The organism is Candidatus Schekmanbacteria bacterium RIFCSPLOWO2_02_FULL_38_14, assembly GCA_001790855.1.
GTDB lineage: Bacteria > Schekmanbacteria > GWA2-38-11 > GWA2-38-11 > GWA2-38-11 > 2-02-FULL-38-14-A.
In genome coordinates this window covers 1-15,270 of the sequence record MGDH01000040.1, presented here as the reverse complement: position 1 = coordinate 15,270, position 15,270 = coordinate 1, and the positions used below count along the sequence as shown (strand labels likewise).

Annotated in this window: 15 protein-coding genes; 13 read left to right on the top strand and 2 right to left on the bottom strand. The window is 37.1% G+C overall.

Annotated features, from left to right (window positions below):
* Nucleotides 1-155: 155 nt before the first annotated feature.
* Nucleotides 156-374 (top strand): hypothetical protein, encoded by a 219-nt coding sequence (locus A3H37_02340; protein ID OGL48268.1) that lies wholly within the window; start codon nucleotides 156-158, stop codon nucleotides 372-374.
* Here A3H37_02340 and A3H37_02335 read toward each other — a convergent pair.
* Nucleotides 371-1,240, bottom strand: a complete 870-nt coding sequence (locus tag A3H37_02335) for an ATP phosphoribosyltransferase (GenBank protein OGL48267.1) — start codon at nucleotides 1,238-1,240, stop codon at nucleotides 371-373. The two genes, A3H37_02340 and A3H37_02335, sit on opposite strands and share 4 nt — an antisense overlap.
* Nucleotides 1,241-1,793: 553 nt before the next feature.
* On the opposite strand from A3H37_02335, the gene A3H37_02330 reads away from it, so the two are divergent.
* The 12 genes from A3H37_02330 (at nucleotide 1,794) to A3H37_02275 (ending at nucleotide 12,711) form a co-directional block, all read left to right on the top strand.
* On the top strand, nucleotides 1,794-2,165 hold the full coding sequence (locus A3H37_02330; protein ID OGL48266.1) for a hypothetical protein: 372 nt from the start codon (nucleotides 1,794-1,796) through the stop codon (nucleotides 2,163-2,165).
* A 244-nt stretch (nucleotides 2,166-2,409) separates the two neighbouring features.
* The gene (locus A3H37_02325) at nucleotides 2,410-3,504 is read left to right on the top strand and encodes a redox-regulated ATPase YchF (GenBank protein ID OGL48265.1); all 1,095 of its coding nucleotides are present in this window, start codon (nucleotides 2,410-2,412) and stop codon (nucleotides 3,502-3,504) included.
* A 482-nt stretch (nucleotides 3,505-3,986) separates the two neighbouring features.
* Nucleotides 3,987-5,591 carry a hypothetical protein gene (locus tag A3H37_02320; GenBank protein OGL48264.1) on the top strand — a complete coding sequence of 535 codons (1,605 nt, stop codon included), beginning with the start codon at nucleotides 3,987-3,989 and terminating at the stop codon, nucleotides 5,589-5,591.
* 282 nt (nucleotides 5,592-5,873) lie between these two features.
* Entirely contained in the window at nucleotides 5,874-6,626 is a 753-nt protein-coding gene (locus tag A3H37_02315) for an electron transfer flavoprotein subunit beta (protein OGL48263.1), read from the top strand.
* A gap of 12 nt (nucleotides 6,627-6,638) precedes the next feature.
* Nucleotides 6,639-7,625 (top strand): electron transfer flavoprotein subunit alpha, encoded by a 987-nt coding sequence (locus A3H37_02310; protein OGL48262.1) that lies wholly within the window; start codon nucleotides 6,639-6,641, stop codon nucleotides 7,623-7,625.
* Nucleotides 7,626-7,811: 186 nt separating this feature from the next.
* Entirely contained in the window at nucleotides 7,812-9,131 is a 1,320-nt protein-coding gene (locus A3H37_02305; protein ID OGL48261.1) for a hypothetical protein, read from the top strand.
* Nucleotides 9,128-9,451 (top strand): hypothetical protein, encoded by a 324-nt coding sequence (locus A3H37_02300; protein OGL48260.1) that lies wholly within the window; start codon nucleotides 9,128-9,130, stop codon nucleotides 9,449-9,451. The genes A3H37_02305 and A3H37_02300 overlap by 4 nt, the downstream gene beginning before the upstream one ends.
* A 341-nt stretch (nucleotides 9,452-9,792) precedes the next feature.
* Nucleotides 9,793-10,164, top strand: coding sequence for a hypothetical protein (locus A3H37_02295; protein OGL48259.1), 372 nt, complete (start codon nucleotides 9,793-9,795; stop codon nucleotides 10,162-10,164).
* Entirely contained in the window at nucleotides 10,161-10,394 is a 234-nt protein-coding gene (locus A3H37_02290; protein ID OGL48258.1) for an antitoxin, read from the top strand. Before A3H37_02295 ends, A3H37_02290 begins: the two co-directional genes overlap by 4 nt.
* A gap of 432 nt (nucleotides 10,395-10,826) precedes the next feature.
* Nucleotides 10,827-11,945, top strand: a complete 1,119-nt coding sequence (locus A3H37_02285; protein ID OGL48257.1) for a hypothetical protein — start codon at nucleotides 10,827-10,829, stop codon at nucleotides 11,943-11,945.
* A 241-nt stretch (nucleotides 11,946-12,186) separates the two neighbouring features.
* The gene (locus tag A3H37_02280; protein ID OGL48256.1) at nucleotides 12,187-12,441 is read left to right on the top strand and encodes a hypothetical protein; all 255 of its coding nucleotides are present in this window, start codon (nucleotides 12,187-12,189) and stop codon (nucleotides 12,439-12,441) included.
* A 3-nt stretch (nucleotides 12,442-12,444) separates the two neighbouring features.
* Complete coding sequence (locus A3H37_02275) at nucleotides 12,445-12,711, top strand: hypothetical protein (protein OGL48255.1); 267 nt, start codon at nucleotides 12,445-12,447, stop codon at nucleotides 12,709-12,711.
* 24 nt (nucleotides 12,712-12,735) lie between these two features.
* Here the strand turns inward: A3H37_02275 and A3H37_02270 are convergent, their stop codons facing one another.
* Nucleotides 12,736-15,165 carry a hypothetical protein gene (locus A3H37_02270; GenBank protein ID OGL48254.1) on the bottom strand — a complete coding sequence of 810 codons (2,430 nt, stop codon included), beginning with the start codon at nucleotides 15,163-15,165 and terminating at the stop codon, nucleotides 12,736-12,738.
* Nucleotides 15,166-15,270: the final 105 nt, after the last annotated feature.

The window sequence follows — 15,270 nt, the reverse complement described above, 5'->3', positions numbered from 1 at the left end:
GTCTTCACTGAAATTATCTCAAAATAAACTTTATACCGTTACTGACATTTTTACTCGGCAGTTAACTGACATATTGACTTGGCTTTAACAGAATGATTTTTCTGTATGGTTAAATTAGTTGACGCATAAAAAACTTTATAATAAACAGACTACCTATGAAAATTGCTTTCTATACACTTGGGTGCAAGGCAAATCAATTTGATGAAGCTATGATGAAGCAGGAGTTGCATAATCAGGGCTTGGAATTTGTTTCCCTCAACATACTTGCTGATGTTTATATTATAAAACTGTTTCTGTCCTTGTTGAAGGGAAAAAAGATAAAAAGACAAACCTCGGGAAACACTGTTTTTGGGAAAGTAGTTCAAAAAATTTAATATATCACCTTATTGAGAGGATATTCAACGATTCCCGAGGCTCCGGCTGCTTTCAGTCGTGGAATTAAATCACGGACTTTTTTCTCGTCAGTAATTACTTCCAGTGCCAGCCAACCTGAATCAGCAAGGGTTGAAATGGTAGGTGTGTGGAGAGCTGAGAGAAGAGAAGTGATTTTATTTAAGTTTTTTGTTTTTACATTCATTTTTAGTCCAACTTTTATTTCAGCATTCAGGGCTCCCTGAAGCAATATTGCAAGGTCCTGGATTTTGTTTCTCTTCCACCTGTCTTTCCATGAATTTTTATTTGCGATAAATTTTGTTGTTGATTCAAGAATGGTATCAATAATTCTTAAATTATTTGCTTTTAAAGATGCTCCTGTTTCAGTTACGTCAACGATTGCATCAGCAAGATACGGAGGTTTGACTTCGGTTGCGCCCCATGAGAATTCTACAGCGCAATCAATTTTTTTGCTTTTAAAATACCTTTTGGTAAACCCGACAAGCTCAGTAGCAATTCTCTTGCCCTTAAGGTCTTTTACAGATTTGATTTTTGAATCAACAGGGACGGCAACTACCCATCTTACAGGCATTAATCCTTCTTTTGAATAATTCAAATCAGCAACTTCTATTACTTTAGAATTCTGCTCGAGAATCCAGTCCTTTCCTGTAATTCCTGCATCAAGCACTCCGTTTTCCACGTAACGAGCCATTTCCTGTGCTCTTACAAGAAGCCCTTCCAGTTCCGGGTCATCTATATAAGGGATATAGGAGCGTGACCCAACAGTTATCTGAAATCCTGCCTTTTTGAAGATTTTTAAGGTTGATTCCTGGAGGCTACCTTTTGGTAAACCTATTTTTAGTTTCATAGAAAGATACCTCTTTTATAAACCTATTATAGGAACTCGGTCGCAAAATATTATCAAAAAAATTAGATGTCAAGAAATAAGTTAGATGTTAGATTGATTAAATAATGCTTGAAAATAAGGAATTATTAATTTATTATAAAAAAAATAGACTTAATTTTAAAACTTCCTGCGTTTACTGCAGGAAATCTCCAAATGTAAAGAATAAGTTCCTATATGTTTGTCTGCTATGAACTTTCAAGCGTGAAAGAGTAGTTATTTAAGTTTTTTGAAATAAAAATAAAAAACATTTTATTATGAGGAATCTATTATGACAAATGAAAAAAATGAAAGATTTTATCAGAAATACAAAGCAGAAATATTGTTAGGGATTCTTATTATATATGTCCTGCTGCTGGGACTTGGAACTATCGGAGAAGTTTTCAAGATAGAATGGATATTAAACCTTCCAATATTCAAATAGCTGATTCTGATTCAAAATTCCTGACTCCTAATTTAGTATTCCCTACAGAAGGGTTCGAGGATTCAAGAAAATGATTTCATTTTCTGTGCCAAAATGTCTTTTTTTAATGAGCAAATTAAGCAAAGGTTTGGGTATCTCCCCATTATTTCCGGAATATTGGTTCTGGCATGCGGAATATACTGCATGGTCTGCTGGGAACCTGTCTATCCATTAACTTTTTATCAGCCTGATATAGGCATTACCTGCTGGCTTTATTGCTCTACAATGAACCAATGGATAGGAACAATTAATTTACTGGCAGGCTTTCTTTCAATAATTGGGGGAATTCTTCTTTTAACAAGAAAGAAAAAAACTGGTTCATATCTGTCATTAATTTCCGGAATAGCAACTTTCCCGGCAGGAATTCTTGGAATTATGGCTGGATGGAGTTCTTTAAAAGGATTAATAAAATCAAATGTGGGTTAATATTAAATCAAAAGCCAAAAAAAGAAATCTTTGCACACATCATTGCGAGGAGCAAGGTTCCTTCGCCTGTCATTGCGAGCGAAGCGAAGCAATCTCATTGGCTCGGAACAGGTTCCGCAATCTCAGAATCCATTTGAAAATAATGAGATTGCCACCTGCCGGCAGGCAGGCAGGCGCTTCCAGAGTTTACCCTGAGCTTGTCGAACCATCAGTCGAACGATATTAGAATTTAGGATTTAAATTTATGGGTTTTAATTGCGGAATAGTAGGCTTGCCTAATGCTGGAAAATCAACTATATTCAATGCCCTCACATCAGCCCATGCAGAGGTTGCAAGCTATCCTTTTTGCACAATAAATCCAAATGTAGGAATAGTAAAAGTTCCTGATAAAAGACTTGACAAAATTGCTGAAATTATTAAGCCCGAAAGGGCAGTTCATACCACAATGGAAATCGTTGATATTGCCGGGCTTGTCAGGGGTGCCAGCAAGGGTGAGGGATTGGGCAATCAGTTCTTGGGAAATATCAGGAATGTCGATTCTATCATCCATGTCTTAAGATGTTTTAAAGAAGATGATATTGCTCATGTTGAGGGAGCCATAGATCCTCTGAGAGACATGGATATTGTCAACACTGAACTTATTCTTGCAGATATTGAAAATATTGACAAAAGGATTGAAAAAAATGAAAGGCTTTCAAAGATAGCTGACAAAAAGCTTGCAGAAAATCTCGGGTTTTTTAATAAAATAAGAGAGAGTTTAAATCAGGGCGTTCCCATAAGAGTATTAAAATTGAATAATGATGAGACTGAAACTCTGAAGGATATTCTCCTTCTTTCTCAAAAACCAACCCTTTATGTGATTAACACAGATGAAAATGAAATTGAGAAGGATTCAGATATTATAAAAAATGTTGGAGAAAAGGCGCAAAAAGAAGGCGCAAAGATATTGACAATATGCGGAAAGGTTGAAGCTGAGGTTGCACAATTGCTTCTTGAAGAACGGGAAGAATTTTTAAAAAGTATGGGGATTAATGAGTCCGGGCTTGAAAAAATAATAAGTGCAGGCTATGAACTCCTGAATTTAATCACTTTTTTTACTACACAGGGTCCGGAGGTGAAAGCATGGACTATAAAAAGGGGGACAACTGCCCAGAAAGCAGCAGGAAAAATTCATTCTGATTTTGAAAAGGGGTTCATAAAAGCAGAGGTTTATTGCTATGAAGAGTTATTAAGGCTTGGTTCAGAGCATGAAATGCGGGAAAAAGGACTTTTAAGGATTGAAGGAAGGGAATATGAAGTTAAAGATGGCGATATCATACATTTCAGATTTAATGTTTAAAATAAATCTTCTGTTTAACAGGAGTGTTGGTTATATAGTTATTGATAAAAAACTTGAAAATGCTGGAAAATCTCTGCCTAAAGGAATAAAGGTAAGGCATCTTGATTTTGCTGGAAGCCATAACTATTTTCTGCTATCAAAAGAATTTAAAAAAATCCTCTCTTAAATTTTCTCCCTTAACTTCATAGTGTGACTTAAATCACATAAAGCCTGTGATTTGGTTAATTGTTAAAAAATATTAGAAAAATTAAATTGATTTTAGAAAGTCAGCAAAGAAGGGGTTTGATTATCAATAAATAAAAAATTCCCTCCAGTTTTAGAGGAGGGGTTTGTGGAGAGAGGGTCCAACCGGGATGTTTTCACCCTTCATCCCTCCCTCTCTTCCATATTTTTAACACCTCGCACTCCATGATTCTTTTGAAATCCTTTCAATTCAATTAAAACATTTGCGTTTTTGAAATTTATTAAATAAAATTTTATGAATGAATGCTTTTTCTGATAATAAAAAAAAATATAATTATATCTTTCTTCTTCTTCTGATTGCTGTTCCAGCACTTTTCCTTGGACTTGGAGAACACGAGCTCTTGTCGCCTGATGAACCAAGAGAAGGAGGAATAGCATGGGAGATGTGGGTCAGCAAAAATTTTGCAGTGCCAACACTTAATGGAGAATCCTTCCTTGAAAAACCACCTCTTTTTTACTGGTCTGTTGTTGCAGTATTTGGCATTGCCGGAAAGGCGAATGCTTTTCTTGCAAGGCTTCCTTCAGCTTTCTTCGGGTTGGGGATTCTGCTTTTTACATATGCTTATGCTTCTAAAATGTTTGGAAGAACTGTTGGAATTTCATCAACTCTAATTACCTGTTCAACTAATGAATTCATGCACAGGACTCATATGTGTATGATAGATACTTCATTGGCATTTTTTGTAATAGGAGCTATCTATTTTTTTGTTTCAGGTTATCTGTGCGAGAGAAAAAAGATTCTGAATTTTTCCCTTATGTATGTAATGATGAGTCTGGCTTTTTTAAGCAAGGGATTTATTGGAGTGGCAATCCCGTTCTCTGCTGTTTTTGTTTTCCTTATATTTGAGAAAAAATTAAGTGCTATTAAAGAGCTGAAAATATGGCTTGGTGTTGTGATATTTTTGGTTATTACGGCTCCATGGTTCATTTTGCTCTGGAAAGAAGGAGGGACAAGATATTTTCGTATATTTTTTATAGATAACCATTTTGATAGATTTTTATATGCGTCACTGGGGCATAAACATGGGTTCTTTTATTATATTCCAAAAATATTTGATGTCATCTTCCCATGGGCAATTCTGTTTCCTCTTGTGGTTTATGATATTATTAAAAATATAAGAGTTTCTTCGCTTGAAAAGGGAAGAGAAATCCTTTTTACAAGATTATTTGCATTTGTTCCATTTCTGGTTTTAAGCCTGCCTTCTACAAAGAGAGGCCTGTACCTGTTTCCTATTGTCCCGGCTTTTTCAATATTGACTGCTCTGTGGTTTGAAAAAGAGTTTTTGAAAAAAGCTCCATCAAAGTTTGCAAGGGTGTTAGGCGGAATATTAACAGCAGTTGTAGTCATATATATGTTTGCTGTGATTGCTATACAGATGTGGTATCAAAATATTAATTTATGGCTTATTGCTTGTTCTGCTGCTGCGCTCCTTTTATTTATATTAACATTAAATTTTTACTTCAAAAATGAATTTCAAAGATTATTTGTCTCAATTACTCTTTGCACAGTGTTTATGTTTACTCCTTATTTTTATGTTGTAAGAGAGGTGAAAAGTTATAATTATATTGCTGATATTTTGAAAAAAGAGGTTGCTGATCTGAGTAAACTGAGAGGCTTTAAGCTTTCGGAACGCGAAAGGGGGATTCCCTTTTATTTAAACAGTTTAATTCCTGAAGATAAGACATGGGAAATAGTTGAAAAGAATCTTTTGTCTGAGAAAAAGGTTATATATCTTTTAAGTGAAAAACAGCTTAAAGGAATTTCCAAAAAACTGCCAAAATCAACAAAAATAAAACAAATCGGAGTTGTTTCTTCCCGTAAAATCTTTCTGCTTTCTAATTGACATTTTTATTTATCTATTATATGAGCGAAAAAATTATGAGCTGAGAAGGGATGATGTTATACTAAGGTAAAAACAGCTTTAAGCGGGCTGTTGAAAAACTCGCAATATTGTCATTGCGAGCAAAGCGAAGCAATCCCAGTTTTATGCAATCAATGAGTTAGAGATTGCCACGTCGCTATCGCTCCTCGCAATGACAGCGAATAGGAATTTTTTTTAACGGACTGTAAGGACCTGATATTTTTTGTGTAAAAGAAGGCATTAATGTAAAAGGAGGGAAGGATTGTGAAGATAGTTATATGTATGAAAAGAGTTCCTGACACTGCAGCGAAATTAAGGGTTGGCAGCAGTGGTAAATCAATAGACCCGGCAGGAATTGAATATGTCATAAACCCTTATGATGAGTATGGGATTGAAGAGGCATTGAGAATAAAAGAAAAACTGGGGCAGGGAGAGGTAATAATACTGACTCTTGGTTCAGAAAAGGCTGCACCTGTTATCAGAAATGCCCTTGCAATGGGTGCAGACAGGGCTGTTCTTCTCAAGGACGAATCAGAAGATTATGACTCGTTCGCCACTGCAAATGCACTGTCAAAGGCTTTAAAGGAAATAAACCCTGACATTATATTTTTTGGCAAACAGGCAGTTGATGATGACAATTGCCAGGTAGGCTCAATGGTAGCACAGCTTTTGAATATTCCATGTGTAAATGTTGTTACCAAGTTGGAAATTTCAGACAGAAAAGCCACTGCACACAGGCAGATAGAAGGCGGGAGCGAGGTTGTTGAAACAAATTTACCGGCAGTTTTTACAGCCCAGAAAGGGTTAAATGAGCCAAGGTACGCATCTTTGAAAGGTATTATGGCAGCAAAGAAAAAGAGCCTTGAAGAAAAAGCTCCTGAAAAGATTGATTCAAGGATTCAGATTCTAAAAATGGAGCCGCCCCCTGCCAGAAAAGCAGGCAAAATTGTTGGTCAGAATGTTGAGGCAGTTCCGGAACTTGTAAAACTGCTTCAGTTTGAAGCAAAAATTTTGTAAAGGAGAGATGTGATGGGGAAAGCAATCTTAGCCTTTGCAGAGCAAAGGGATGGAAAATTAAAAAAGAATGCTTATGAAGTAATCAGCACAGGGAAAAAACTTGCTGATGAGATAAAAAGCGAATTGGTATCTTTATTAATAGGCTCAGGCATAGAAGGGTTAGCCTCAGAACTTGGAAGCTATGGTTCTGATAAAGTTCTTGTTGCTGACAGTGAAATATTAAAATTATATTCTTCAGAGGGATATTCTTCTGTGCTTGTGGATGCAGTAAAAAAATGTGATGCAGGGATTGTTCTTTTACCTGCCTCCTCAATGGGAAAAGACTTAGCTCCTGCTGCTGCTGCAAAACTTGAAACCGGTGTGGCAATGGATTGTATTGGGGTTGCTTTTAAGGATGGAAAGCTTGAAGCAACAAGACCAGTATACGCAGGAAAAATCATGACGAAAGTAGGTTGCTCAAAAGAGCCATTTTTTATAACTTTAAGACCTAATGTATTCTCTGTATCAGCACCAAGTCCTGATAAGAAGGCTTCTGTTGAAAAAATAAATGTTGGTTTCAGTGCTGAAAGCATAAGAGCTAAAGTTAAAGAAATAGTTGCTGCTGCAGGAGGAAAGATGGATTTGACAGAGGCTTCTGTCATTGTTGCAGGCGGCAGGGGAATGAAAAGCGGTGAGAATTTTAAGGTTCTTGAGGAACTGGCTGATGCTTTAGGAGGAGTTGTAGGAGCTTCAAGGTCTGTTGTGGATGCAGGCTGGAGGCCTCACTCTGACCAGGTAGGACAGACAGGTAAGGTTGTTTCTCCGAATCTTTATATAGCATGCGGAGTATCAGGGGCTATCCAGCATCTTGCAGGAATGTCATCATCAAAGTGTATAGTTGCAATAAATAAGGACTCTGATGCCCCAATTTTTCAGATGGCAGATTACGGAATAGTTGGAGATTTGTTTCAGGTGGTTCCAGTTCTGGCACAGGAAGTAAAAAAAGTGCTGGGGAAATAAAGTAAGTTGTTAGCGAACAGTGAACAGGAATATAGTGGTGAATAGAAGGACAGGCGTCTCGCCTGTCATTTGGAGTTTAGAATTCAAAGTTCTTAAGAATAGAAAAACCGATAGGCAGGACATTCTTGTCCTGCCAAGACAGGGTTAGAAAACCCTGTCTATCGAAATTAGAGGTTGGAGTAAAAAATGGCAGAAGAAGAAGTATTAAAGTTTGATGCGATTGTTGTAGGCGCTGGGCCTGCAGGAATTTCTGCTGCATATGTAATGGCTAAGCAAGGGATGGATGTTGCTGTTATTGAAAGGGGAGAATATCCGGGGTCAAAGAATTTATTTGGCGGAATACTTTTTACAACGGTTTTAAATAAGCTAATTCCTAATTTTTGGCAAGAAGCGCCGGTAGAAAGAAATATTATAGGAAGAAGATTTTCCTATTTAACTGAAGACTCCGAGATGTCTTTTGAGTTAAAGAGTGAAAGATACAATAAACCCCCTTTTAACAACAGCTTCACTGTTCAGAGGTCTAAATTTGACCGCTGGTTTGCTGAGCAGACTGAAGCAATTTTTAATGAAAATTCTTTTATATTTTCTGGTTTTACGGTTACTGATTTTTTGAGAAACGGGGATAAGATTGTTGGAGTACAAACAGATAAAGAAGGTCCTATGTATGCTGACATAGTTATTTGTGCTGAAGGCGCCAACTCACTTTTAGCCGAAAAATCCGGACTCAAAAAAAAGCCTGAACCAAATGAAATGGTTACAGGAGTAAAGGAAGTAATAGCATTGCCAAAAGAGATAATAGAAGACAGGTTTGCATTGTCAGAAAATTCAGGTGTTGCATTTGAATATTTCGGCAATGCAGTTCAGGGAATGGTAGGAGGCGCTTTTATCTATACCAACAAAGAGAGTATTTCAGTAGGAGTAAGCTGTTCAATTCATGATTTTACAGAGAAAAAAATTAACCCGAATGATTTGCTTGACCATTTAAAAAAGCATCCCTGCGTAAAAAATCTTATCAGAGGCGGTGAAACAATAGAATACTCCGCACACATGATACCTGAATACGGTTATGACAGTCTTCCAAAACTTGTAACAGACGGACTGATACTGGTCGGGGATTCTGCGGGGTTTGTTAATACCTCACACTACCACGAAGGCTCAAACCTTGCAATGGAATCAGGTGTTCTTGCAGGCGAGACAGCTATAAGGGCAAAGCTTAAAAGCGATTTTTCTGCCGGAACACTTTCTTATTATACTGAGAAATTGGAAGAAAGCTTTATAATGAAGGACCTCAGACATTTCAGGAAGGCATCAAAGTTTCTCCATCATAACCCTCAGATTCTTAATAATTATCCAAATAATTTTGTAGATATGGCTGTTGATTACTTTACAGTTTCTGACAAGTCAAAGGCTGAAATAAAAAAAGAGGTTTTCAGGAATTTGACAAGTAATTCAAATATTATTAAACTTTTATGGGATATGAACAGGGCAAGGAGGGCTTTGACTTGAAAAAAGAAGAGGCAGAGCAGGCTTTAAAAGAGCCAAAAGAGCTTAAGATTGAAGATAAGCTTTTTACTGTTAAATATAATCCTTCAAAAGATAGCCACATAAAGATAAACCATGAAGTTTGCAAAAAATGCAAAACCCAGAAAATATGTCTCTCCATATGTCCTGCAAAGGTCTATACTGAGGAAGAAGGCAAAGAAGAGATACACATAGCCTTTGAAAACTGCCTTGAATGCGGGACCTGCAGAATCGCCTGTACTGATAATGCCATAGACTGGCAATGCCCGCAGGGCGGAATGGGTGTCTGCTACAGATGCGGGTGAGGGGAGCTGTAAGTTATAAGCTGTAAGCGGTAGGCTTATTTATATAAAATCCATCCAATTCAAAACGTCGATTTTGCCATTTCCAAAAAACCTAATTGACAAAGAAAACAAACCAGTTATAGTTAAATCAAAATAGATGTTTCCAGAACAAGAAGAAAATTGTAGGGACAGGGTTTATCCATGTCCAAAAATGTAGCCGCAGACTTTAGTCTGCGAAAATATTAGGACAGCCACAATGGATGTTTTTACAAGAAGAAATAATATGGCACACTCCTTACACAGATAGAATAAATTTTGTTAAAAATTAATCATGCTAAAGGGTTGTGAATTAAGGCGATTGAATGGAGAACATAAAATTCATTGCTGATGTAAATATAGAAAAACCTATTGTAGATTATCTATTAGAAAATGGTTATAATGTAAAATGGGTTGCAGATTATGATTGTAAAATGAACGATGAAGGACTCATAAAGATTGCAAATACAGAAAAAAGAATTATAATAACTAATGATAAGGATTTTGGAGAATTAATTTTTTTACAAAAAAAAGTATCTATTGGAGTGATCCTTCTTAGGGTAAAAGGACAGATATCACAAGAGAAGGTCAAATTAATTGGAAAACTTCTAAGGGATTACAGCAACAAACTTTTAAATCACTTTGTTGTAATAACAAAAAAAAGAATCAGATTTGTCCCATTGGAGGATATGAAATGACTGAAAAAAATCTTCTTAAACGAATTGTTATTAACCCAAAAATTATGCTTGGGAAACCAGTTATTAAGGGGACAAGGCTTACGGTGGAGATAGTTGTTGAAAAAATTGCCTATGGTGCAACCATTCAAGAGCTACAAAGAGATTATCCCTTTCTAAAAAAAGAAGATATTAGTGCAGCTCTTCTTTATGCAGCCAAGAGCTTGGCGCATGAAGAAGTATATATAGCATGAAAAAAGTAACATAGTTTTCTTTTCAGGAAATAAAATGGCACACTCCTTGCACAGACAGACAGACAGACAGACAGACAGACAGACAGACAGACAGACAGACAGACAGATTTAATTTCCCTAAGAATATTATTTCTAAAGACCCTGACATTGCTCCGAACGGTGCTGTCAGGGTTTTTTAGTTTTACCCCTCCCCTTAATCCCCTCCCACAAGGGGAGGGGAAAGAAGTTGGAGGTTATAAAAAATTCTCTCTCGCTTTAGTGCAGGAGATGGCTAAAGATAAATTCCCTCGCCCCTTGCGGGAGAGGGCAAGGGTGAGGGGAAATCAACACACCTGAAGGTGTGTTGATACAATTTGCAGAAACAGGTTTTTACCTGCCTGCCGTCAGGCAGGAACCTGTTGGCTCAAAAGTTTTGCAAAAGGAGCAGTTTTTATGGAAAAGCTAAAATCAGTTCTATTCTTGACTATACTCATAGCAATTTTTTTTAACACTTCACTTGAAGCAACGCCTGTAAGATGGGATGTTAACGGGCATTACTATGATGTAATTGATGTAAGTATTAATTGGGATGATGCTAACACAGCCGCTGAATCATCAACATTTTTGGGTATGAAAGGTCATCTGGCTACTATTACATCTGCTGATGAAAATCAGTTTATTATTAATATGCTTGGAGCAACTGATACCTTCCATCGTTCTTGGATAGGAGGATTTCAAGCATCAGGGTCTTCTGAGCCAAATGGTGGATGGTCGTGGGTGACTGGTGAACCTTTTATTTACAGTAACTGGGATACGAATGAACCTAATAATTATGGTGGTGGCAATGAAAATGCACTTGAATTCGTGTGGGGAACAACTTGGAACGACAATAATAAAAATTGGAACGAGCAAGAAAATTTTATTTATAGTTATGTAGTAGAATATGAAGGTTCTACCTCAACTACTACTACTACTATCACTACCACGACTACCACCACCTCCACCACTACTACCACAATTTCCTGTGCTAATAAGAGTCCTGAAATTGCAGGTGTTAGTCCGACAAAAGGGACTTATGGGGATGAGGTGACAATAAGCGGGACTGATTTTTGTGATGAGGAAGGAGTTGTTGTTTTTAAAAGACTTGGGAAGGAGATTGAGGCAATTGATATATCAAGCTGGAAGGATGATGAAATTGTGGTTTTAATGCCATGGGGTTGCAAGGCAGGAATAAACAAAATCAAAGTTGCAACTGCTTATGAAAATGAAAGCAATCAGATACCTTTCAAATTTTTAAAACCAATACCTCATCTTACAGGTTTATCCATTCAGACAGGTGCAATTGGTTCAGAAGTTGTAATCAGCGGTGATGGCTTCGGGGAAGAGGATTATGGCAGTGTGATAATGTTTGGTGATACAGAAGTTGATTTTTATGAATGGGGGACTGACAGCATAACAGTTGATGTGCCTGATATGTTTGTAGGTAAAAAAGGAAGAACTGTTTCAGTCAGGGTGATGACAAGGTACGGAACAAGCAATAGCAAAAAGTTCAAGGTGTTGAGGGGACAGTGAGGGTGAAGGGTGCCTGCCCCTGCCTGCGGCAGGCAGGAATCGGTGAGCAGTAAATAAAAAGAGATAGTGATAAATATATTTTTAATAATTTCATGCCTGAGATAATCAAATCATCTATGGAAAATTGATATTATAAATTTTAAAAAAAAGATATAAAACTATTTAAAAAATCTAACCTTCTCCTTGACAGTTCTTCTTTATTGCCTTAAATATAAAATACAGGGAACAGCAAGAAAATAATATGCCAGAGATTAATGAGAAGCGTTTACAGAATGAGAAGAAATTTTTAAATTGGATTGATTTACCAGAAGGTAGTAGAAAATATTGGTTTGAGATAAAAGGAAAGTTTGGCTGGAAAGCAAGATATCTAAAAGAAGTAAATTTTGACGAGGAGACAATCAGGTTTTGTCAGGAAATTTATGATAGCGATGGAAAATTAGTAGAGATACATGAAAAATATCCAATAGATAAAGGACACAGTAAAGCAAGGGAGTAAAATATGTTTATAACAAGGGATATTGTAGGTGAAAAGATACTTCAATATATCAATCGTAAAATTTCATTGGCTGAATTGGTAAATTGGGCAGAAACAGCGGTTTGTGAAGGAGAATTTGAGGAGAAGCAGTTAGAAACTATCCGCGATATTTTAGGACATATCGGATTATCAGATGTAAAAGAATTTGGGCTTACATGGGATGATTGTTATGAATACCTTGAAAAATTAGGATTCCACGTGAACATTGAAGCTACTAAGATATATTCTTAAAAAATTTATTTTCCAAAATCCTTTTTATTTTTTTGTCAAAAACTCCTTCAACCTCTCCACTGCCTGAATGGCGTCCTTGGCGTAAAGGGATGCGCCGATTTTATCTGCAAAACTCTGGGTTACAACTGCACCGCCAATAATTACAGGAATGTTCAAATTTTTCTCTTTTAGTTTTTTGATTATCTTGTCCATCTCCATGACTGTTGTTGTCATAAGCGCAGAGAGCCCGATGATATTGACATTTTTCTTAACTGCCTCGTCTATGATTTTATCAGCAGAAATATTTTTTCCCATATCTATTACTTCAAACCCGTGGTTTGCAAGAAGGGTTGCGACAATGTTTTTTCCAATATCGTGAACATCACCCTCAACAGTAGCAATTAATACCTTAGTTCTTTCTGAAAGTTCAGCAGGTGTCATTTCCTTTTTCAGCCTGTCAAAAGCGATTTTCATTGTTTCTGCTGAGAGGAGCACCTGCGGGAGGAAAAGTTCCTGTCCCTGAAAACGTTCGCCTACTTTTTCTAATGCCGGAATCAAAGTATTGTTGCTGATTTCAAGAGGTTTCATTCCCTGAGAAAGTGCTTTCTCTATTAGCTCCAGAATCCCTTCTTTTTCTCCCTCAATTACAGTCTTGTATATCATCTCAGAAATTGATTGAGGCTTTGCTTCAACTGTTTTCTGCTCACCTTCTTTTTTAGTTATCACAACAGTACTTGACTGTTTAGTTTCCCTTTCAATATATCGTTGGGCTTTCTTGTCCTTGTTGGTTAAAACAGCAGATGCATACAAGGCTTCCTGCATCCTTACATCATAAGGGTTGATTATTGCAGCATCAAGCCCGTGGCTGATAGCCATTGAGAGGAAAGTCGCATTAATGAGGCTTCTGCTGGGAAGCCCGTGGGATATATTGCTTACTCCCAAAATTGTTGGAAGTCTAAGTTTTTCTTTTATAAGACGGATTGCCTTCAGGGTTTCAAGGACAAGCTCAGGCTCAGCGCTCACTGTGGAGACAACACAATCTATAATTATGTCATTCCTGCTTATTCCAAAATCAAGGGCTCTTTCCATTATCTTTTTTGCAATGCGGAATCTGTCATGCGCTGTTTTTGGTATGCCTTCATCATCAATTGCAAGCCCGAGAATTGCAGCGCCGTATTTTTTTGCAATAGGCAGTATTGCCTGAAGTTTTTTCTCCTCACCGCTAACAGAGTTTATAATTGCTTTACCACAAAATACGGAAAGCCCAGCCTCTATAACCTCAGGAGTGGCTGAATCTATCATTATTGGAAGGTCAACTGCTGACTGAACAGTTCTGACTACTTCCCTCATCATTGATGGTTCATCTATTCCGGGGACTCCTACATTTACATCAAGAGCCTGAGCGCTGTTATTAGCCTGCTCAATTGCTTCTTTCCTTATAAGAGAAAAATTTCTGTTAATTATTTCCTGAGAAAAAACTTTTCTGCCTGTAGGATTAATTCTTTCTCCAATAAGAACTGTTGGATTGTTGTTTCCGATTACAAGTTCTTTTGTCCTGCTTGCTATTCTTAAGCCGTAAACCGGTTTTCTTTTTCTTGGTTTTTTGTCTTTTGCTGAAGAAAGCATTGCTTTTAGGTGTTCAGGGGTTGTGCCGCAGCATCCGCCGATTCCTCTTGCCCCTATGGAGATGAATTTTTTTACTGATTTTGCCATCTGCTGCGGTGTCTCAGGAAAAATGGTTTTTCCGTCTTTGAGAGTTGGAAGCCCTGCATTTGGCTGAAACAGAAAATCTGTATTACTCACCTTTACCATTTTTTCTGCAACCTTTATCAGCCCTTTAGGTCCTAAGCTGCAGTTAGCCCCTATCATTGCGATATTCATTGATTCAAGGACAATCGCCGCAATTTCAGGGCTTGTGCCAAGGAGGGTTCTTAAATCTTCCTGAAAGGTCATTGTTGCTACAATGGGGATGTCAGTTGTATTTTTTGCAGCGATTATTGCAGCTTTTATTTCTGAGAGGTCTGAAAAGGTTTCAAAAATTATAAGGTCAGCCCCTCCATCAACGCATGCTTTTACCTGTTCAGAGAATACATCAATAGCTTCATTAAAATCTAATTCTCCGACTGGTTTTATAAATTTCCCTATAGGTCCAATTGAGGCTGCAACCAGAACCCCTTCAGGAGCAATTTCCTTTATTATTTTTACTCCTTGACAGTTCAGCTCATGAACTTTATTTCCCAGTCCAAAATTATTAAGCTTTATGCGGTTTGCACCAAAAGTATTTGTTTCCAAGACTTCGCATCCTGCTGCAATGTAAGCCTTTCCTATTCCCTGAAGTATATCCCGGTGAGTAAGGTTAAGCATTTCCGGGGCTGTGTCAGTTTTAATTCCCATCTGCTGGATAAGCGAACCTGTCGCGCCGTCAAAAGGGATTATTTTATCTTCTTTTAATTTTTGTAAGAAATTATTAGCCATAAAATTTATAAATTTAGGTAATTGTAAAAACTATGTCAATCAAATTAAAAGTAATTGTGGTAGCCACATGAAAATGTCAGTGTAACAGCCAAGTGAAAATGTCAG